This window comes from Tropicimonas sp. IMCC34011 (assembly GCF_003390865.1).
Classification (GTDB): domain Bacteria; phylum Pseudomonadota; class Alphaproteobacteria; order Rhodobacterales; family Rhodobacteraceae; genus Tropicimonas_B.
Genome location: NZ_QMEJ01000001.1, coordinates 1,002,920 through 1,021,632 on the forward strand (window position 1 = coordinate 1,002,920; position 18,713 = coordinate 1,021,632).

General features: G+C 65.2%; 18 protein-coding genes and 2 pseudogenes. 11 read left to right on the forward strand and 9 right to left on the reverse strand.

Translation table 11 applies throughout. The annotated features are described in order from the left end of the window. Window positions 1–6 precede the first annotated feature (6 nt). Genes DQG15_RS04805 through DQG15_RS04825 form a run of 5 tightly spaced genes read left to right on the forward strand, consistent with a single transcriptional unit; the run spans window position 7 to window position 5,073 of the window. The gene (locus DQG15_RS04805; RefSeq protein WP_116083169.1) at window positions 7–825 is read left to right on the forward strand and encodes an ABC transporter permease; all 819 of its coding nucleotides are present in this window, start codon (window positions 7–9) and stop codon (window positions 823–825) included. Then, window positions 825–1,628 (forward strand): ABC transporter permease, encoded by an 804-nt coding sequence (locus DQG15_RS04810; protein ID WP_116083171.1) that lies wholly within the window; start codon window positions 825–827, stop codon window positions 1,626–1,628. The genes DQG15_RS04805 and DQG15_RS04810 overlap by 1 nt, the downstream gene beginning before the upstream one ends. A 6-nt stretch (window positions 1,629–1,634) precedes the next feature. Then, complete coding sequence (locus DQG15_RS04815) at window positions 1,635–2,705, forward strand: ABC transporter ATP-binding protein (RefSeq protein ID WP_116083173.1); 1,071 nt, start codon at window positions 1,635–1,637, stop codon at window positions 2,703–2,705. A gap of 1 nt (window position 2,706) precedes the next feature. Continuing rightward, the gene (locus DQG15_RS04820; protein WP_116083174.1) at window positions 2,707–4,140 is read left to right on the forward strand and encodes an aminobutyraldehyde dehydrogenase; all 1,434 of its coding nucleotides are present in this window, start codon (window positions 2,707–2,709) and stop codon (window positions 4,138–4,140) included. Between the two features lie 15 nt (window positions 4,141–4,155). After that, a complete protein-coding gene (locus DQG15_RS04825) occupies window positions 4,156–5,073 on the forward strand; it encodes a LysR family transcriptional regulator (RefSeq protein WP_116083176.1) in 918 nt (305 codons plus the stop codon). A gap of 250 nt (window positions 5,074–5,323) precedes the next feature. Here the strand turns inward: DQG15_RS04825 and DQG15_RS04830 are convergent, their stop codons facing one another. Next, window positions 5,324–6,202: an RNA polymerase factor sigma-32 gene (locus tag DQG15_RS04830; RefSeq protein ID WP_116083750.1), complete on the reverse strand. Its 879-nt coding sequence runs from the start codon at window positions 6,200–6,202 to the stop codon at window positions 5,324–5,326. Between the two features lie 581 nt (window positions 6,203–6,783). Here DQG15_RS04830 and DQG15_RS04835 point away from each other — a divergent pair. After that, window positions 6,784–7,719: pseudogene (locus DQG15_RS04835) on the forward strand (YifB family Mg chelatase-like AAA ATPase); the annotation flags it as partial. Window positions 7,720–7,768: 49 nt separating this feature from the next. Next, on the forward strand, window positions 7,769–8,239 hold the full coding sequence (locus tag DQG15_RS04840) for a hypothetical protein (RefSeq protein WP_116083180.1): 471 nt from the start codon (window positions 7,769–7,771) through the stop codon (window positions 8,237–8,239). Window positions 8,240–8,256: 17 nt separating this feature from the next. Here the strand turns inward: DQG15_RS04840 and DQG15_RS18525 are convergent, their stop codons facing one another. From DQG15_RS18525 to DQG15_RS04855, 3 genes are all read right to left on the reverse strand, one after another. Then, a complete protein-coding gene (locus DQG15_RS18525) occupies window positions 8,257–8,454 on the reverse strand; it encodes a hypothetical protein (RefSeq protein WP_116083752.1) in 198 nt (65 codons plus the stop codon). A 261-nt stretch (window positions 8,455–8,715) separates the two neighbouring features. Beyond that, window positions 8,716–9,249, reverse strand: a complete 534-nt coding sequence (locus DQG15_RS04850; protein WP_157968893.1) for a hypothetical protein — start codon at window positions 9,247–9,249, stop codon at window positions 8,716–8,718. Window positions 9,250–9,472: 223 nt separating this feature from the next. Further along, window positions 9,473–10,432 (reverse strand): IS1595 family transposase, encoded by a 960-nt coding sequence (locus tag DQG15_RS04855; RefSeq protein ID WP_116083183.1) that lies wholly within the window; start codon window positions 10,430–10,432, stop codon window positions 9,473–9,475. Between the two features lie 98 nt (window positions 10,433–10,530). On the opposite strand from DQG15_RS04855, the gene DQG15_RS04860 reads away from it, so the two are divergent. Then, window positions 10,531–10,761 carry a DUF6471 domain-containing protein gene (locus DQG15_RS04860; RefSeq protein ID WP_116083185.1) on the forward strand — a complete coding sequence of 77 codons (231 nt, stop codon included), beginning with the start codon at window positions 10,531–10,533 and terminating at the stop codon, window positions 10,759–10,761. A 3-nt stretch (window positions 10,762–10,764) separates the two neighbouring features. Here DQG15_RS04860 and DQG15_RS04865 read toward each other — a convergent pair whose 3' ends face one another. Beyond that, a complete protein-coding gene (locus tag DQG15_RS04865) occupies window positions 10,765–10,968 on the reverse strand; it encodes a hypothetical protein (RefSeq protein WP_116083186.1) in 204 nt (67 codons plus the stop codon). After that, the gene (locus DQG15_RS18085; RefSeq protein WP_157968894.1) at window positions 10,965–11,498 is read right to left on the reverse strand and encodes a hypothetical protein; all 534 of its coding nucleotides are present in this window, start codon (window positions 11,496–11,498) and stop codon (window positions 10,965–10,967) included. The genes DQG15_RS04865 and DQG15_RS18085 overlap by 4 nt, the downstream gene beginning before the upstream one ends. Before the next feature lie 147 nt (window positions 11,499–11,645). Between DQG15_RS18085 and DQG15_RS04870 the strand changes: the two are divergent. After that, a pseudogene (locus DQG15_RS04870) lies at window positions 11,646–12,314 on the forward strand (ATP-binding protein); the annotation flags it as partial. Here the strand turns inward: DQG15_RS04870 and gshB are convergent. The 3 genes from gshB to rsmI form a co-directional block, all read right to left on the reverse strand. Then, window positions 12,260–13,204 (reverse strand): glutathione synthase, encoded by a 945-nt coding sequence (gene gshB, locus DQG15_RS04875; protein ID WP_116083190.1) that lies wholly within the window; start codon window positions 13,202–13,204, stop codon window positions 12,260–12,262. The pseudogene DQG15_RS04870 and the gene gshB sit on opposite strands and share 55 nt — an antisense overlap. Window positions 13,205–13,353: 149 nt before the next feature. Next, on the reverse strand, window positions 13,354–13,725 hold the full coding sequence (locus tag DQG15_RS04880) for a YraN family protein (protein ID WP_116083191.1): 372 nt from the start codon (window positions 13,723–13,725) through the stop codon (window positions 13,354–13,356). Window positions 13,726–13,750: 25 nt separating this feature from the next. Beyond that, a complete protein-coding gene (gene rsmI / locus DQG15_RS04885) occupies window positions 13,751–14,653 on the reverse strand; it encodes a 16S rRNA (cytidine(1402)-2'-O)-methyltransferase (protein ID WP_116083193.1) in 903 nt (300 codons plus the stop codon). A 74-nt stretch (window positions 14,654–14,727) separates the two neighbouring features. On the opposite strand from rsmI, the gene DQG15_RS04890 reads away from it, so the two are divergent. Together DQG15_RS04890 and DQG15_RS04895 are read left to right on the forward strand one after the other, a co-directional pair. Next, window positions 14,728–15,909, forward strand: coding sequence for a penicillin-binding protein activator (locus tag DQG15_RS04890; RefSeq protein ID WP_116083195.1), 1,182 nt, complete (start codon window positions 14,728–14,730; stop codon window positions 15,907–15,909). Beyond that, the gene (locus DQG15_RS04895) at window positions 15,869–18,706 is read left to right on the forward strand and encodes a [protein-PII] uridylyltransferase (RefSeq protein ID WP_116083197.1); all 2,838 of its coding nucleotides are present in this window, start codon (window positions 15,869–15,871) and stop codon (window positions 18,704–18,706) included. Before DQG15_RS04890 ends, DQG15_RS04895 begins: the two co-directional genes overlap by 41 nt. Window positions 18,707–18,713 lie beyond the last annotated feature (7 nt).

The window sequence follows — 18,713 nt, forward strand, 5'->3', positions numbered from 1 at the left end:
GATCTCTTGAGCGACCGTGCGGAGAACCTGATCCTCGCCCTGCCCGGCCTGCTGCTGCTCGCCGTGGCCTTCTTCGTGCCCATCGCCCAGATGCTGCTCCTGTCGGTGCAGGGGGAGGAGGGACTGACGCTTGCGAACTTCACCCGCTTCCTCGGCGATCCCTATTACCTCGGCGTGCTCTGGCGGACGGTGCGGCTCTCGCTCTTGATCACCGCGATCTGCGCCCTGATCGGCTTTCCGCTCGCCTACATCATGGCGCGCATCGGCCCCCGCATGCGCCTGTGGCTGATCGTCCTCGTGATCCTGCCGCTGATGACCTCGGTCGTCGTGCGCACGTTCGGCTGGATGGTGCTCCTGGGGCGCTCGGGCCTCGTCCCCGACATCCTGCGCTCCCTCGGCCTCGCCGGGCGCAATTTCTCCATCATGCAGACGGAGAGCGCCATCGTCATCGGCATGGTCCAGGTTCTGCTGCCCTTCATGACCCTCTCCATCCTCGGCGTCGTCTCCCGGATCGACACCCGCCTCGAGGAAGCCGCGCGGACGATGGGATGCGGCTTCGGTGCGACGCTGCGGACCGTGGTCCTGCCGCTCGCGCTGCCCGGCATCGTGGCGGGCTCGCTTCTGTGCTTCACCCTGTCGGCCAGCTCCTTCGTCACCCCGAACCTTCTCGGCGGCTCCCGGATCCAGGTCCTCGCCGCCTCGATCTACCGCTCGGTGACGCAGACGCTCGACTGGCCCTTCGCCGCGGCGCAGGCGGTGATCCTCTTCGTCGGAGTCCTGCTCATCCTCGTGCCCTATGCACGTCTCGGCGGGGGGACGCGCTGATGGTCGGCGCAATCTCCCGGCCCGTTCGCATTGCCGCGTGGATCTTCGTCCTCGCCACCGGCCTGTTCCTCCTCGCGCCGCTCGTCGTCGTGATCGGGGTATCTGTGTCCGAGAGCCAGTTCATCTCCTTCCCGCCGGACGGCCTGTCCCTGCGGTGGTACAGGGAGGTCCTGTCGTCGGATTCGTACCTCGGCGCGGCATGGATCTCCTTCCGGGTGGCGCTTCTCGTGACGCTAACCTCCACTCTCTGCGGCGGTGCGGCGGCCATCGCGATCAACCGCCGCGCCCTGCCCGGCTCCGGCGTCCTCGCGACGTTCTTCCTCTCGCCCCTCGTCCTGCCGACGATCATCTATGCCATCGGGATGCTGATGCTGTGGAGCGCGATCTTCGGCCCCGTCACCATCGTCACGATCTGGATCGGCCACACCGTGATCACCATTCCCTACGTCGTGCGCACGACGCTGGCGGTGCTGTCGGAGAGCGATCCGTTCCTCGAGGAAGCCGCGCAGACGATGGGGGCGAACCGCTTCCAGCGGCTCTGGCTCGTGGTGGTGCCGCAATGCCTTCCGGGCCTCGCCGCCGGCGCCTTCTTCGCCTTCAACATCTCCTTCGACGAGGCGGTCGTCTCGCTGTTCCTACGCAAACCGGGCCTCACCACCCTTCCGGTGCAGATCTACGGCCAGCTCGAATTCAGCCCCGACCCCTCCGTGGCCGCCGTCTCCACGATCATGATCGCCCTGACGGTCGGCCTCATCCTCATCATCGACCGCATGCTCGGCGTGCAGAGATTCGCGAGTTCCTGATCCGATATGGCAGACGTCAGACTACACCAGATCAAGAAATCCTTCGGCTCCGTCGAAGTGCTGCACGGCATCTCGCTGGACATCGCCTCCGGCGAGTTCATCAGCCTTCTCGGCGCCTCGGGCTGCGGCAAGACCACGCTTCTGAGGATCGTCGCCGGGCTCGAGGGCGCGACGGAGGGGCGTGTGGAGCTTGGCGGTCAGGACGTGACCGGACTGCCGCCCGAGAAGCGGGATATCGCGATGATGTTCCAGTCCTACGCTCTCCTGCCGCACCTGAGCGTCGGCGAGAACGTCCGCTTTCCCCTCCGGATGCGCGGGATCGGAACGAAGGCGGAGCAGCGCGAGAGGGTCGCCGAAGCGCTGGAGACGGTGCAGCTCGGGCATCTCGCTGAGCGCAAGATCTCGCAGCTCTCGGGCGGTCAGCAGCAGCGGATCGCGCTCGCGCGCGCCATCGTCTCCAAGCCCAAGGTCCTTCTGCTCGACGAGCCGCTGTCGAACCTCGACGCGCGGCTCCGGGAGGACATGCAGGTCGAACTGATCGAGATTCACCGCCGGCTCGGTCTGACGACGATCTTCGTCACCCATGATCAGGAGGAGGCGCTGTCCCTGTCGGATCGCATCGTCCTTCTGAACAAGGGGAAGGTGGAGCAGGAAGGCGCGCCGGACGAGATCTATTCGAACCCTGCCACACCGTTCGCCTCCTCTTTCCTCGGCGCGTCGAACCTCCTGCCGGCGACCGTCCGCCACAGCGGCGGGACAGCCATCGCCGAACTCGAGGACGGGCAGACCATCGCGCTGCCTGCAGACACCGCCGAAGGGGCCTGCACCCTCGCGCTGCGGCAGGAGGACATCACCCTGTCCGATGAAGGCGACGCGCGTTTGACCGCCGAGGTCGCGACACGTGTCTATCTCGGCGCGCGGAGCCGCTATATACTCCGCCTCGCCGGGCAGGAGCTCCGTGTTCTGACCGGTACGACGCCGACGCATGAGGTGGGCTCCAGGGTCGGCCTTGAGTTCGACCCGGACCGCATCCGCATTCTCCCCCCTGAGACCGACAAGACCTCCAAGGACACCTGACATGAGCGACTTCGAGACCCGACTGCTGATCGATGGTGACTACGTGGACGGAAGTGCCGCGCCGGAGGCCGCGCGCGATCCTTCGAGGGGCGAGGTGATCGCCGAAGTCGGCTCTGCCGCGCCCGACCAGATCGACCACGCCGTCCAGGCCGCCCACCGTGCCTTCCAGGACTGGCGCCGCACGACGCCGAAGGAGCGCTCCCGCCTGCTCTGGACCATCGCGGACCGGATCGACGCGGAGGCCGAGAGTCTCGCCGCGCTCGAGTCCCTGAATGCCGGCAAGGTCGCGCGGTTCGTCGCCGGCGGCGAGATCCCGAACGTGACTGACGTCTTCCGCTACTTCGCCACCGCCGCGCGGAACATCCCCGGCGTCGCCGCGAACGGCTACCGCGCCCCCGGAATGACCTCCATGCTCCGGCGCGATCCGATCGGCGTCATCGCCTCCATCGCGCCCTGGAACTACCCGCTCCTGATGGCCGCCTGGAAGCTCGCCCCTGCCCTCGCGGCGGGCAACACCGTGGTCATCAAGCCGTCCGAGAACACCCCGCTCAGCCTTCTCGCCCTTGGCCGGATCCTCAGCGACGTTCTGCCCAAAGGCGTGGTGAACATCCTCTGCGGCGGCGGCGAGGCGGTTGGCCGCAAGCTGATCGAGCACGACCTCGTGCGGATGATTTCCCTGACCGGGGACGTGCGGACCGGCCGCGCCGTCCTGCGCTCCGCCGCTGCGAACGTGATCAAGCGCACGCATCTGGAGCTCGGCGGCAAGGCCCCTGTCATCGTCATGAAGGACGCGGACCTGGACGCCGTCGCCTCCACGCTGCGGGAGGCCTCCTTCTACAATGCGGGTCAGGATTGCACGGCGGCCTGCCGCGTCCTCGCCGATGCCGCCATCGCGGACGAGCTGACCGCCAAGCTCGAAGCGATGGTGAAGGACATCACCTGGGGGGCGCCGAACGACGAGGGCGTCGAGTTCGGCCCCGTGATCTCCGCTGCTCAGCGCGACCGGATCGACGGCTTCGTCTCCCGCGCCCGCGAGGGCGGCGCCGAGATCGTCGTCGGCGGCAACGCCCCGGACGGCAACGGCTATTTCTTCGAGCCGACACTGGTGCGCGCGCCGATCGATGCCGAAATCGTCCAGAAGGAAGTCTTCGGTCCCGTCGTCACCGTCACGCCGTTCTCGGAACCGGACGAGGCGCTCCGCTGGGCCAACGCCTCCGAGTACGGGCTCGCCTCCTCCGTCTGGTCGCGGGACGGCGCGGCGGCGATGCAGATCGCGGACCGGCTCGAATACGGCGTCACCTGGATCAACACGCACGGCGTCTTCGCCACGGAAATGCCCCATGGCGGCATGAAGAATTCCGGGTACGGATCGGACCTGTCGATGCAGTCCCTCCTCGACTACACCCAAGCGCGCCACGTGCTTCTTGCCGGCTGATCGGGCCGCCACTCCATGCGATTGATCGACCTGCGCAGCTTCGTCGTCCTTGCGCGCAACCGGCATTTCGGGCGCACCGCGACGGAGATGAACACCACACAGCCCGCGATCTCCGCACGGCTGGCCGGAATCGAGCGGGATCTCGGCCACCGCCTCGTCGAGCGGGGCGAGGGACGCTTCGCGCTGACCGCCGAGGGGCAGGAAACCCTGCGCCGCTTCGAGAAGATTCTCGATGATGTCGACGATCTGCGGGAGACGCTGTCCGGCGGTCCCGCCCTCTCCGAGCCCATCCGTATTGGCGCCATCGATTCGGTGTCCTCCACCTGGATGCGGGCGCTGGTCGACGCGCTCCACATGAGGTTCCCCGACCTGCCGGTGGAACTGACGGTGGACACGACGAAGGCCCTCACGTCGGGGATGGAGAAGGGCGAGTTCGACCTGATCTTCTGCCTGCGTCCGGTCCTCGGGGAGAGCTTTCGCAGCTACAGCGCCTGCGTTTTCCAGATGACATGGGCCGGCTCCGCACGACTGATCGACCCGGACCGCACCTACACGGTGAGCGATCTGGCGAAATTGCCGATCATCTCCTTCCCGGAAGGGTCTCCGCCCTACGAGATGATCGCGCCGTACTTCCACGACGAACACGCGCTGGCCTCGAAGCTGACGAGCTGCAATTCGCTCTACGCGATCATCTCGATGATGATGGACGGGTTCGGCGTCGGCGCCGTTCCCGCCGTCACCATCGGTCGGGAGCTGCATTCGGGCGCCCTCTACCCGCTGGCTGTCTCCAAGCGTTTTCCGGCCATGCCCATCCTCGCGAGCTTCCAGACCGCGACGCGAAGCGATCTCATCCGCGAAGTCGTCCGTGAAGCGCAGGAGGCGGCGGGAACCTACTGCGCCTCCGTCCGTCCGGACCTCGCCTGGGTCGACTGAGACCGCCCCGGCGAAAGAGGGCAACCGGGCACGTCGGGCAGACGCTTCGCCGTCAGATCGGCATGACCATGCGGTGACCGCCGCAACAAGCGTGAGCACAGCCAGCTTCTCACCCCGGAAGGCCAGCACGGCCCCCCCAGTCGCCCCGCGCGCCCCATGTCAGGAAGAGGGCCGCCGGACCCGCTGAACCCTTCAAACGAAAAAGGCCGCCCCACCGGGGCGGCCCACACGAAATCAATCGCTTACGGGATCAGGCGAAGAAGTCGTGAACCTCGCGGGACTGACCTTCCAGCGTCTTGCGCATCTTGCCGAAGGCTGCTGCCTCGAGCTGGCGCACACGCTCCTTCGACAGACCGAGCTCGTCGCCAAGGCTCTCGAGCGTGCGCGGGGCATCCCGCAGCTTGCGCTCGCGGACGATGAAACGCTCTCTCTCGTTCAGATCGCCGAGGGCAGAGACCAGCCAGCCGCGAAGCGTGTCGATGTCCTTGTCGCGGGCGACGGACTCGGAGGCCTGATCGCTGCCGTCCTCCAGCGTCTCGATCCACTCCCGCCCCTCGTCAGCCGACGATTGCGTCGCGTTCAGCGAGTAGTCGGACCCCGACAGGCGACCTTCCATCATCTCGACGTCATGGAGAGGAACGCCGACCTCGGTCGCGATCATCTGGCGAAGCTGGTGCCCGTCGAGCTGCTCCCCGGAGGCCGCTGCCTCGCGCTCGAGACGGGCCTGCACCCGGCGCATGTTGAAGAAGAGAGACTTCTGGCTGGAGGTCGACCCGGTCCTGACCATGGACCAGTTGCGCATCACGTAATCCTGGATCGACGCCTTGATCCACCACACCGCGTAGGTCGAGAAGCGGACACCGCGATCGGGGTCGAACTTGTCGGCCGCCTTCATGAGGCCGAGGCTCGCTTCCTGGATAAGATCGTTCATCGGTGCGCCGTAGCGCTTGAACTTCGCCGCCATGGAGATCGCGAGGCGCATATAGGCCGTGATGAGCCTGTGCAGAGCGCGCTCGTCGCGATTGTCGCGCCACGCATAGGCAAGAGTAAGCTCGGTCTCGGCGTCCAGAAGCTCGGCCTGCATGGCGCGCCGGGAAAGCGAATGATCGTAGGAACCGTCCAAAGCCATCTTCAATACCCCTGTCTCTGCCCGTCTATGCGGGCCATTCTTGACCGTTGATGCACCCGACAAGGTCAGCCGCCCGGAAACCGGTGGCCTTGCGGATCGCAGTTCGAAATGCCGATACGTGGCGCGCAGAGCGAAGGCGCTGAACCGCCCGCGCGATGATGTTCATTCGAGAGAATGGGGAGAGAAACCGTTCGGCTGTCGGGCGATGCGCCCGCCGAGTGTCGACCCGGCTTGAAGACAGCGTTGCGAACATTTCGGTCTCCCATGATTTCAGGAGACGAACGGCGCGAGATCTGGATTGGTTCCAAACTTTTACCGCATGGATCGATTTAGCGCGCGCCATCCCGATCTCAACAGATTTCTTTCGGGACAGGCCGCGCCTGCCGAAGCCCCTTGGCGCCTTGACGGAAGTGTCCCGAGCCGACGACCTTCAGAGGGCACGAGGCCGAGCTCATCGCCGGGGAAACGCTGGAACGCTACTGCGGGGAGTATCTCGCTCGGGACCGGCCCCTCCGAGCGCGTAACCACTTCTTAACTACGATCCGATTACCCCCGAGGGTGCATGGCGGAGTGATGGGACAATGGTGGCGCGCACCTACACGGTGGCCTTCGAGGGGATCGAGGCGCGGGAAGTCGAGGTGCAGTGCGCCATCGCACCTGGGATTCCAGCGTTCACGATCGTCGGCCTGCCTGACAAGGCGGTTTCCGAAGCGCGAGAGCGGGTCCGCGCCGCATTGTCCGACCTCGCCATCGCGCTGCCGCCGAAGAAGATCACGCTCAACCTCTCCCCCGCCGACATGCCGAAGAAAGGCTCCCATTTCGACCTGCCGATCGCCCTCGCCGTCCTCGCCGCGATGGAGATCCTGCCGGTCGACGAGGTGGAGCGGACGACCTCGCTCGGAGAGCTTTCCCTTGCCGGCGCACTCGTGCCCGTTCGCGGCGCCCTGCCGGCGGCCATCGCCGCCGCGGAAGCCGAACGTCGGCTGATCTGCCCCAAGGATTGCGGCGCGGAGGCGGCATGGGTCGCCGCGGCCGAGGTTATCGCTCCTGCGTCTCTCGGCGAGACCGTGCGGCACCTGACCGCGCAGACGGTCCTGCGGCCCGCACCCCCCGGCGAAGTGACGGGCGATCCGGGCGCGAAGGATCTGCGGGACGTGAAGGGTCAGGAACGGGCCAAGCGTGCCCTCGAGATCGCGGCCGCCGGACGCCATCATCTCCTGATGGTCGGCACGCCCGGCTCGGGCAAGTCCATGCTGGCCGCCCGCATCGGCTCCATCCTGCCTCCGCTGAGCCCGGCCGAGGCGCTGGAGACCTCGATGATTCACTCCCTCGCCGGGCTTCTCGACAAGGGCGGCCTCTCCCGCGCCCGGCCCTTTCGCGAGCCGCACCACACCGCCTCCATGGCCGCCATCGTCGGCGGCGGGCGCGGCGCGAAACCGGGGGAGATCAGCCTCGCCCATAACGGCGTCCTCTTTCTGGACGAGCTCCCCGAATTTTCCGGCATTATGGAGCAAACTCACCAAATAAGGTGATGCATATCATCGTATATGGTGGTATAGCTCATGAATGAGCAATGAACCTACCTATCAACGCCCGAACACAGTTGCCGGCCTAGTGGCTAAGCACAAAGAACTGTCTGACCTTCGCGAGCGCTACAAGGTCGAGATCAAGAAGCTGACCGTGGATATAGATCACCTGGATGCGGCCATCCGCCTCTTCGATCCGCAGTCTGACACCTACGCGATAAAAGAGTACGTGACCAAGCATCGGGCCGCGAAGGGAAGCGTGAAGCGGTTCGTTCTAGGCCAGTTCCGCGAGGCACCCGGCCCGCTCACGTCGCGCCAGATCACGGAGGCATGGGCCGAAGATCGCGGTCTTGCCGCCGACGAGGCCACGTTGACGCTACTGCGCAAGCGGATCGGCGCCTGCATTAAGGGCTGCGTGAACCAAGGGCTTATCGAGGACGCGGGTTGGACCACGGACCACGGTGAGAACGGCCCCTACAAGCTGTGGAAACTGAAAGAGGGCGGCCTGTGAGCCGCCCTCCAACGTTCTTAGATCGACTTCGGGAAGTCGGGCGGCAACGCCATGGCGGGCGGGACCTCAGGGAACAAACGCCCGTCTTGGATGTCGGCAACCCGTCCGAAGTTGAGTCCCATATAGTAGCCGGTGATCCACGAGTACGGGACGCCTTTGGATCGTGCCAGTTTGATTACGGACGCCATGGCAGGCGTCACCTTGCAGTCGTGCATCTGAGACCTTTCGAGATGCTGCGACCGGACGTCAGGCTTGACCAGATGCCCCAAATGAATCATCTGTATCTTGTTGGCTGTCCTTAATCCGGTCAGTTTGAGGGTGGAGACGGAACCTCAAGTCCCGCCTCCCGCCGCCCTTGTGGCGACTGCTCACCTAAACGGAAGTACCAGTTCCAATTAGGTCAGGGTGGTCGTCATATGGGTTCCAAGATTATCCTCCTTCTTTTGGCTTCGTCCTACCCTCACTAGCGCCGTGCACTAGAAGGGAACTTCCTCTGGGTCGTCGCCGTAGCCGCCGTACCCTCCGCGGGTGAACTTGTTATCCCCGCCGCTGGGGTCGTCCGGCGTTGCCTCTTCCGGCTTTGATGTGGTGTAGACGCCCTTTTTCCCTTCGACGCCCCAGATCATCTCCATGCGGTAGAGCTTATTCTGTATGAAGCGGCGCTTATGAACTACTTCGAACCGCCTATAGAGGCCGACTAGAATCTGATCGAGTGTAGCCTCCCCGCCGTAGGCATTGATCACCGTCACAAGCTGATCTTCGAGCTCATCGCCTTTGCCGACTGAAAGCTCCGACAATAGCTCAGGGGGAAGGTCGAGAATGTTGCCCAGGTCGGGCGGGAGAGCGGATGTAAGCGCTTCGAGCTCTAACATCCTATCCAAAACGCCCGATAGAGCCTCTACGAGGGCGCTCCTCTCGGCGGCTAGATCGGGGTTGGAGTCTGCAAGTTTGACCGCAGATCGAGATACAAGCGTTCTCGCCTGCTTGACAGCTTCCGTATGGTCTGACATCATAGCCTCACATCTAGAGGGGGATCATAGACCTCCACAGTCTACCCCCGGACAAGCCCGCATCCTTTGGATCGCGGGCTTTGTCTATTTCAGCAAGATAATCAGATGAATCGATTCGCGTCAATATGAGAACGCATTTTCGACGCATTTTGTGCAATTACTCCGAAAGCTCACTTGCAAGAGCCCTGCGTCACGTTCTGCATCATCACCTACATCGCGCTACTCAGGCTCGACGCTGCCAGTACCCGCACCACGCCTCAGACTTGGGCGCAACCGCAGCGGCCCCGGCAGCCATGGCAAACTGTGTGCCGTTAGCTACCCGGTTCATGTCCTCCCGCCACGCCATTTCGGCGGCGTAGGCGTGGAGGTAGCGGCCCGCGATATGGTGGTGGGTGCCAATCTCGGCGCGGCGCAGGCGGCTAAAGAAGCTCTCGGCTTGGTTGGTGCAGGCGCCGTCCTTGGAGTAGGCCTCTTTGTGGTTGATCCGCTTTATCGGGAAGTGCGCGGCCAGCCGATCCCAATGGGAAGCCTCGTCCGCATGGACCGTCGCGCCGCGATCGACGCGATCAACAACCGTTGTAACGCCTTCGGCCTCGTTCTTTCCGATCCGCGTGACGGTCCTGCCGTCGCGCTGGCGGAGGGCGATGACGACCTGCCGCTTGCCGTTCTGGTTCACCAGCTTGCGGCGGTCCTTGCGATCCTTCCGCTCATTGGCAGGCTTCACGTAACCGCCGAAGTAGGCGCCATCGACCTCGACGTCGCCGGACAGAGCGCCCTCCTCACGGGCAAGCTCTATGGCCTCGCGCACCTTGTGCAGCAGGACGAAAGCGGTTTTGTAGTCAACGGAGAGGTCACGGGAAAGCTGGAGGGCGCTGTAGCCCTTCGCACCGTTTATGAACACGGCGATTGCAGCCAGGATGTCGCGGACGGCCAGCTTGCGGCTATGGAAGATGCATCCGCTAGTGACGCTGAACTGCTTTCCGCAGCCCTTGCACTTCCACACGGGGCGGGTTTTGAGGTCGTAGTGTTCGGTGCAACCGCACTCGGGGCAGATCGGTTCGCCATCCGTTTCGGACCACCGGATCTTGCGAAAGGCGGCGCGCGCTTCTTCGTCCGACATGCGCATCACCTTGACCAATGAGAGGGTCTTGGCGGCGGGGGAGAGGAGGAAGTGCTGTGCCATGTCATCGTATCCGGTGATATTCTACACCGTATGTAAGGGATGACATCATCGCTTACAAGGGCTATATCATCGTATATGATGTTTTATGAGGTAGCCCGATGCCCAAAGACGTGAGCGCCGTATCCTACGAGGACAAGGCGAAGAACATACTCAAGGCTGAGCTGAAGCGCCGCGGCGTGACCTACCGCGACTTGGCCGCGCGCCTGACTGACATGGGCGCGCCAGACAACGAGCGGAACCTTGCAAACAAAATAAGCCGCGGCAGCTTCACCGCGGCTTTCTTCATGATGTGTATGGATGCGATAGGCGCTGAGTCGCTCGCGCTTTGACGGCTAGCGACTCAGCGCCGGGTCACCAAACGCTTCACACTCGTTGAACTTGACAGCAGACTTCTTCTGCTCAGCAGAAAGAAGCGCATACAGGCCCACCATAGGCTTGGGCTGCTGGTAAAGGACTTCTGGTTTGGCAGGAGCCTTCGCTTCCTGCCCAAACATCCTACGCCTTAGATTCTTAACCTTTTTCATCATTACGGTCATGCCAGACCTCGCTTAAGAACAGGTTTCTTGTTTCCGTCTTTTCCATCCTTAAAACCGAACCGCCCTCGATATAGTTCCGCCAAGGGTTCGTTCACAGGTTCAAGATGGATTTCATGGCATCCCAACCGTTGCCCGTAAGTTGCGGCCAAATCAAGGGCAAGTAGAGCCCTCTTGCCTCGCAAGGGGCAATCCTGCCGCGGATCACCCTCAAGAAACCTAACAAGAACCCGTTGGCGCGAAGCTAACAGAAAGCACAGTGCAGCAAGCCGGTCATCTGCCATGATCGCAAACTGTCTAGCCTTAGGTTCGTTGCGGTATCGATTGCTGATCTCGGGCCACTCCCACCCGGCATCATCGCTCCTGGTGGCTGTAAGCCACTGACTTCTGTAGGCTTCTTCGATTGTGCGGGACCAAAGACGAACTGCAACGGGGCGCTCGTGGAAGCTTATGACGTTTTTTCCGAAGGCGTTGACGGCTTCCTGCCAAGCAGCTTCGGTTCGATCCCGCACCCTTCGCAATTCACTGTTCACTACGCGCTCCGTTAAGTCATCTGAGGCGAAGCAGTAACATTTTTGTCGAGAGTTTACTAAGTGGCCTTCTTATGAGGCGCAGGTTTCGCCTGAAACATCACTATCAATGTATTACATCATCATATATGGTGAGTTTGCTCCATAATGCCGGAATTTTCCCGCGCCGTCCTCGAAACCTTGCGGCAGCCCGTCGAGACCGGCGAAGTCGTGGTCGCGAGAGCCAATGCGCACGTGCGCTACCCATGCGGTTTCATGCTGGTCGCCGCCGCGAATCCCTGCCGCTGCGGCTATCTCTGCGATCCGGGCAGGGCCTGCTCCAAGGCTCCGGCCTGCGGCGAGGATTACATGAGCCGGATCTCCGGCCCCTTGATGGACCGCTTCGATCTGCGCGTGGAAGTGCCGCCCGTGGCCTACGCCGATCTTGACCTGCCGACGCCCCCTGACGGATCGGCGGAGGTCGCCGCGCGGGTGAGCGCAGCGCGATCCATTCAGAGCGCGCGCTTTGCCGGGATAGACGGCGTGCGGGTGAATGCCGATGCGGACGGGGAGCTGCTCGGCAGCATCGCGACGCCCGACGAGGCGGGGCGCGCGCTTCTGGCGCAGATCGCGGGGCGGTTCGGCCTCTCGGCGCGCGGTTACCACCGTGTCCTGCGGGTGGCGAGAACCATCGCCGATCTCGACGGGTCGGACGGCGTCAGCCGGATCCACATCGCGGAAGCGGTGGGCTTTCGTCTCGCGATCGGCGGAATGGACGCCCCTGCTCAGCCGCGCGCGGCAACCGCGGCCTCGGCGGCCTCCCAGATCCGGGCGGTATAGTTGACCCCGTCGAACCGCTCCATTTCCTGAAGACCGGTCGGCGATGTGACGTTGATCTCGGTAAGGTAGTCGCCGATCACGTCGATCCCGACGAAAAGCTGGCCGCGCTCCTTCAGCGTGGGACCGATGGCGGCGCAGATCTCGCGATCCCGGTCCGTCAGTTCCGATTTCTCGGCGCGGCCGCCCACATGCATGTTCGAGCGTGTCTCGCCCTCGGCCGGGACACGGTTGATCGCGCCAGCGGCCTCACCGTCGATCAGGATGACGCGCTTGTCGCCCTTGGTCACCGCAGGCAGGTACTTCTGCGCGATCAGCGGCTCGCGGCTGAAGCTGGCGAAGAGTTCGTGGAGGGACGACAGGTTGCGATCTTCCTGCCCCAGCCGGAACACGCCCGCGCCGCCGTTGCCGTAGAGCGGCTTGAGGATCATGTCCCCGTGCTCTTCCTTGAAGGCCCGCAGAACCTCCAGATCGCGGGAGATCACCGTCGGCGGGATGAGGTCGGGAAACTTCAGGACCAGCAGCTTCTCGGGCGAGTTCCTCACCCAGAAGGGGTCGTTCAAAACCACCGTCCCCGCGGCTTCGAGCAGATGCGTCGTGGTGATGTAGAACATGTCGAACGGCGGATCCTGCCGCAGCCAGATGACGTCCATCTCCGCGAGGTCGAGCGTCTTCTCCTCCTCCACGGTGACATGGTTTCCCCGCTCGCGGCGCAGGGTCACGCGGCGCGCCCGGGCGACGGCCTTCCCCTCGACGAAACTCAGCCGCTCCGGGGCGTGGATCCAGATCTCGTGGCCGCGCGCCTGCGCCTCTTCTGCGAGACGAAAGGTGCTGTCGGCATCGATGTCGACCCGCTCGATCGGGTCCATCTGAAAGGCGATCCTGAGCGACATCGTGACTTCTCCTGACTGGCGCGCCTCTTGATGGCCGATGCCGCGGTCAGGCGCAACACGGGGCGAAGGTGCTGACGACCGTGCGGATGGCGCCGCGCTTCGAGCCGGCCGGGCCGGTCAGCGCGATAGCTGCCGAACGGGGCCCGCGATCAGGCGGTGAACGCGTTGCGAAGGATTTCCGTCCGGCCGGTCCCATCGACAAGCACGACGTCGAAGCGGGCGTCGCTGAGGAGCCCCTTCGGCGATCTTGCGAGATACTCCGAGGCCGCCGCGGCGATGCGGGCCATCTGCCTAACTCCGAGGCGCCATGCCGCCTCTTCGTGGGAGGGAGCGCTTTTCACCTCGGCGAAGACATAGGTCTCACCGTCCCTGGCCACGAGATCGATCTCTCCGCCCGCCCCGCGCCAGCGCCGCGCCTCGATGGACAGGCCGGCATCCTCGAGCGCGCGCTCCGCCGCGTCCTCGGCGGCGCGACCGCCATACCAGGAAACGCGCCCCGTCTCCCGTTTTCCTCCTGCCATGGACCGGCTCCGATCCCCGTCTCGCTCAGCCCTTCAGGCGGAGCGCCAGTTGATACATGTCCCGCTTCGCCGTCCCGAACCGCGTCGCGATCTCGTTGGCGGCGGCCTTCATCGGAAGACGCTCGAGCGCGTCCAGAAGCGCAGCGTCGACTTCCTCTTGATCGATCTGCCGCGCGAGCGGCCTGTCCAGCACAAGGACGACCTCACCACGAAGGCCCTTGTCCGGCACCGCCTCCGCAAGCTCCGCCAGAGTGCCGCGGATCACCTCCTCGAATCGTTTCGTCAGCTCCCTGCAAATCGCGGCTTTCCGTTCCGCTCCCGCAATATCCACCAGATCCGCTAACAAACCCTTTATGCGCTTGGGGCTCTCGTAGAGCACCAGCGTCGACGGAATAGCCGCCAGCTCCTCGAGCACCTTGCGCCGTTCCGCCCCCTTGCTGGGAGGGAAACCGGCGAAAAGGAAGCGGTCGCTCGGCAGGCCGGAGATCGACAGCGCCGCAAGCACAGCGGACGGGCCGGGCGCGGCCGTGACGGCAAGCCCCTCGGCCACGGCGTCCTTCACCAGGCGATACCCCGGATCGGCGACGAGGGGCGTGCCCGCCTCGGACACGCAGGCGACGGAGCCGCCCTCCCGGACGAGGCCGAGGAGGCGCGCGCGGTCCCCGTCCGAGCTGTGGTCGTGATAGGCGACGATCCGCCGTCCTCGCGCCTTGATGCCATGCAACTCCATCAGGTGCCGGGCCGTGCGGGTGTCCTCGGCGGCGATCGTGTCCGCGGAAGCGAGAATATCGAGCGCGCGCAAGGTAATGTCGCGGGCCGAACCGATGGGCGTCGCGACGAGATAGAGGCCCGGCGCAAGAGCGACCTGCCGCGCAGGTGTTCCGCCGGTGCTCTCCTCGAAGCCGGTCTGGTCGGTCTCGTCCGTCATTTACTTGCCGTCCCTCGTCACCTAGGGTCCCGTCCGACCCAATTGCCGAACTCCGGAAGAGTGAGACCTAGCCCATGACCGCCGTCCTGGACATCCCCCGAACGGCCATAGCCCGCCTCGCAGCTCTGGCCTCCATCGTCCTTCTCGCCTCGTGCGGACCGCTGCCGATCACGAGTGGCGGCTCCGGCCCGTCCATCGACGCTAGCGCCCCTGTTCCCGTGGCCCTGATGATCCCGACGGGATCAGGCAACCCGCAGGACGCACAGGTCGCCCAGTCTCTCGAGCGCGCCGCGCGCCTCGCGATGGCCGACCTGGACGGCGTCGAGATCGACCTGCGCACCTATTCCACCGGCGGAAGCGACGCCCGGGCCGCGCAGGCCGCGAACACCGCCGTCGCCGAGGGCGCCAAGATCCTTCTCGGGCCGCTCTATTCGGGCGCCTCGAATGCCGCCGCGGTCGCCGTGGCCGACGAGGGCGTGAACGTCCTGTCCTTCTCCAACAATGCCGAGATCGCCGGCGGCAACCTGTTCCTGCTCGGCAATACCTTCGACAATACCGCCAATCGCCTCGTCGATTACGCAGCGCGGAACGGCCGCCGGAACATCTACGTCGTGGCCGGCGATTCGCCGGGTGAGGAAGTCGGTCGCCAGGCCATCGTGAACGCCATCGGCAGCTCCCGCGCGAACCTCGCCGGCCAGTCCCGCTTCACCGTCAGCCAGCAGGGCGTCGCCTCCGCCGCCCCGCAGATCGCCTCGCAGGCCCGTGCGGCAGGCGCCGACGCGGTCTTCTTCACCTCGGACAATGCCGGCGCCATGCCGCTCCTCGCCCAGCTCCTGCCGGAGAATGGCCTCGGCGCCTCGACCGCGCAGTATATCGGTCTGGCCCGGTTCGACATTCCGTCCTCGGCCCTCAGCCAGCCGGGCCTCCAGGGGTCCTGGTTCGCCCTGCCCGATCCGAACCTCAACACCGCGTTCCAGCAGCGTTACCGTGCCGCCTACGGCAGCGATCCGCATCCGCTCGCGGGCCTCGCCTACGACGGGATCGCCGCCATCGGCGCCCTCGTCGAGCAGCGTGGCTCGAATGCGCTGACCCGCTCCGCCCTGACGCAGGGGTCGGGCTTCACCGGCACGGGCGGCATCTTCCGCCTGCGCAACGACGGCACCAATCAGCGGGCGCTCGCCGTCGCCCAGATCCGCAACAACAGGGTGGTTGTCGTTGACCCTGCTCCCAGAGGCTTTGGCGGCGCCGGTTTCTGAACCGGACCCGTCTGCCTACGTCACAATCCCGCCGGACAGCCTGATCTGTCCGGCGGTTGCCATTTTCGACCGCGAAACCGTGCGTTCCGAGATCGCCGAGGCTCTCTCGGAGATCGAGGACCCGCGCCAGGGAGCCGGCGGACGCAACGCCGTCACCCAGGTCCTCGCGCGCGCCAGAAGCCGTGGCCGGACCGCGATCCAGACCGCATTCGAGGCCGCCCCGAAAGAGTCGGCGGCGCTCGTCGCCTCCTATTCCTGGCTGACCGACGCGCTCGTCCAGGAGGCGTTCCGTGTCTCCTCCGAGATGATTCACCCGCGGCAATCGCCGACGAAGGGCGAATCCCTCTCGGTCCTCGCTGCCGGCGGCTACGGGCGCGCCGAGATGGCGCCGCATTCGGACGTCGATCTGCTTTTCCTCACGCCGTGGAAGATCACCGGCTGGGCCGAGAGCGTCATCGAGACGATGCTCTATATCCTGTGGGACCTGAAGCTGCAGGTCGGCCACGCCGCGCGGACGGTCAAGGAGTGCATCCGCCTCGGCAAGGAAGACTTCACCATCCGGACCTCGATGCTGGAGCTGCGCCCCGTGGCGGGGGACGAGGCGCTGTCGGTGGAGCTGTTCGAACGCCTCTGGGAGGACTTGTTCAGCACCACTGCGAAGGAGTTCATCGCCGCAAAGCTCGAGGAGCGCTCCGCCCGGCACAAGCGTCAGGGCGGGCAACGCTACATGCTCGAGCCGAACGTGAAGGAGGGCAAGGGCGGGCTTCGGGACCTGCAGTCGCTCTACTGGATCGCGAAGTACGTGCACTGCGTCATCCGCATCCGGGAACTCGTCGACCTCGGCGTCTTCACCGAGGCGGAGTACGGCGCCTTTCGAGAGGCGGAAACGTTCTTCTGGGCGGTTCGCGCGCATCTGCACCTGATCACCGGGCGGGAGATGGACCAGCTCACCTTCGATCTGCAGGTCGAGGTCGCCGCCCGGATGGGCTACAGCGACAGCGCCGGACGCCGGGCGGTCGAGCGGTTCATGCAGGACTATTTCCGCCATGCGACGCGCGTGGGGGAGCTGACGCGGATCTTCCTGACGGCGCTCGAGGCGATCCATCTCAAGCCCGAGGGGACGATCGCCGGCTTCCTCAAGCGGCGGCGGCGGCGGAAGCTGCCGGAGCGCCTCGACGTGAAACAGGGACGCCTGACCTTCTCGGAGCCGGAGACGCTTCCGGACCATCCGCTCGACCTGCTGCGCATCTTCGACCAGTCGCTGCGCTCGGGGCTGCTCCTGCACCCCGAAGCGATGCGGATCATCGCGGCGAACCTGACCCTGATCGATGCCGCCGTGCGCAGCCGGAAGGAGGCCTCGCGGATCTTCCTCGACCTGCTGCTGAAGCATCGCAACCCGGAACCGGCCCTGCGGCGAATGAACGAGCTGGGCCTCCTCGCGGCGTTCATTCCTGAATTCGACCCGATCGTCGCGATGATGCAGTTCAACGTCTACCACAGTTACACGGTGGACGAGCATACCATCCAGTGCATCGGCCAGCTCGCGGCCATCGAGCGCGGCGAGCTGGAAGAGGACCTTCCCCTCGCCACGGGGATCCTGCGGAACGGCGGCGTGAACCGAAAGGTGCTCTACGTCGCCATGCTGCTGCACGATATCGGCAAGGGCCGTCCGGAGGACCATTCGGTCGTCGGCGCCCGTATCGCGCGGACCGTCTGCCCCCGGCTGCATCTGAAGCCAGAGGAAGCCGAGACCGTCGAGTGGCTCGTCCGCTACCATCTCCTGATGTCCGACCTCGCGCAGAAGCGGGACATCTCGGATCCCCGCACGGTGCGGGACTTCGCCAAGGCGGTGAAGTCGAAGAAGCGGCTCGACCTTCTGACCGTCCTTACCGTCTGCGACATCCGCGGCGTCGGGCCGAACGTCTGGAACAACTGGAAGGCCATGCTGCTGCGGAGCCTCTACCGGCAGACCGACGAGGCCCTCGAGAGCGGCCTTGAAGCGCTGAACCGGGAGAACCGCGGCGCGGAGGCGAAGCGCGCGCTGCGCGCGGCTTTGTCCGACTGGCCCGCGGCGGACGTGCGATCGGAACTCGCGCGGCACTACCCGCCCTATTGGCAGGGCCTGCCGACCTCCGCCCATACGACGCTCGCGGGGATGCTGCGCGGGCTTCCGGCGGACGATATCCGGATCGACCTGACCCCGGATGCGGACCGAGACGCGACCCGCGCCTGTTTCGCACTCGCGGACCATCCAGGCATCTTCAGCCGCCTTGCGGGCGCGCTCGCCCTCGTCGGGGCGAACGTGGTGGATGCGCGGACCTACACCAGCAAGGATGGCTGGGCGACGGCGATCTTCTGGGTGCAGGACGCGGACGGCGCGCCGTTCGAGGAGGACCGCCTGCCCCGGCTGAACGAGATGATCCTGCGCACCCTCAAGGGCGAAGTCAGCGCCCGCGAGGCGCTGGTGTCCCGCGACAAGGTGAAGAAGCGGAACAGCGAATTCCGCTTCCCGACGTCGATCACCTTCGACAATGACGGATCGGAGATCTACACGATCATCGAGGTCGATACGCGGGACCGTCCGGGCCTGCTCTACGACCTGACCCGCACACTGGCGGAGGCGAACATCTACATCGCCTCGGCCGTGATCGCGACCTATGGAGCGCAGGTGGTGGATACGTTCTACGTCAAGGATCTGTTCGGTCTGAAGTTCTACACGCGGTCCAAGCAGGCCGCGCTGGAACGCCGTCTGAGGGAGGCGGTCGCCGACGGCGCCCGCCGGGCAGGCCAGGGGTGAGCTTGTC

Bases quoted from the DNA above. Each gene is read 5' to 3' on its own strand.
- DQG15_RS04855 (WP_116083183.1), bottom strand. From the start codon at position 10,432: ATGGCACAGCACTTCCTCCTCTCCCCCGCCGCCAAGACCCTCTCATTG.
- DQG15_RS04865 (WP_116083186.1), bottom strand. From the start codon at position 10,968: ATGACCGTAATGATGAAAAAGGTTAAGAATCTAAGGCGTAGGATGTTT.
- DQG15_RS18525 (WP_116083752.1), bottom strand. From the start codon at position 8,454: ATGCACGACTGCAAGGTGACGCCTGCCATGGCGTCCGTAATCAAACTG.
- DQG15_RS04840 (WP_116083180.1), top strand. From the start codon at position 7,769: ATGAGCAATGAACCTACCTATCAACGCCCGAACACAGTTGCCGGCCTA.
- DQG15_RS04850 (WP_157968893.1), bottom strand. From the start codon at position 9,249: ATGTCAGACCATACGGAAGCTGTCAAGCAGGCGAGAACGCTTGTATCT.
- DQG15_RS04880 (WP_116083191.1), bottom strand. From the start codon at position 13,725: ATGGCAGGAGGAAAACGGGAGACGGGGCGCGTTTCCTGGTATGGCGGT.
- DQG15_RS04825 (WP_116083176.1), top strand. From the start codon at position 4,156: ATGCGATTGATCGACCTGCGCAGCTTCGTCGTCCTTGCGCGCAACCGG.
- gshB (WP_116083190.1), bottom strand. From the start codon at position 13,204: ATGTCGCTCAGGATCGCCTTTCAGATGGACCCGATCGAGCGGGTCGAC.
- DQG15_RS04815 (WP_116083173.1), top strand. From the start codon at position 1,635: ATGGCAGACGTCAGACTACACCAGATCAAGAAATCCTTCGGCTCCGTC.
- DQG15_RS04810 (WP_116083171.1), top strand. From the start codon at position 825: ATGGTCGGCGCAATCTCCCGGCCCGTTCGCATTGCCGCGTGGATCTTC.
- DQG15_RS04890 (WP_116083195.1), top strand. From the start codon at position 14,728: ATGACCGCCGTCCTGGACATCCCCCGAACGGCCATAGCCCGCCTCGCA.
- DQG15_RS04820 (WP_116083174.1), top strand. From the start codon at position 2,707: ATGAGCGACTTCGAGACCCGACTGCTGATCGATGGTGACTACGTGGAC.
- DQG15_RS04830 (WP_116083750.1), bottom strand. From the start codon at position 6,202: ATGGCTTTGGACGGTTCCTACGATCATTCGCTTTCCCGGCGCGCCATG.
- rsmI (WP_116083193.1), bottom strand. From the start codon at position 14,653: ATGACGGACGAGACCGACCAGACCGGCTTCGAGGAGAGCACCGGCGGA.
- DQG15_RS04860 (WP_116083185.1), top strand. From the start codon at position 10,531: ATGCCCAAAGACGTGAGCGCCGTATCCTACGAGGACAAGGCGAAGAAC.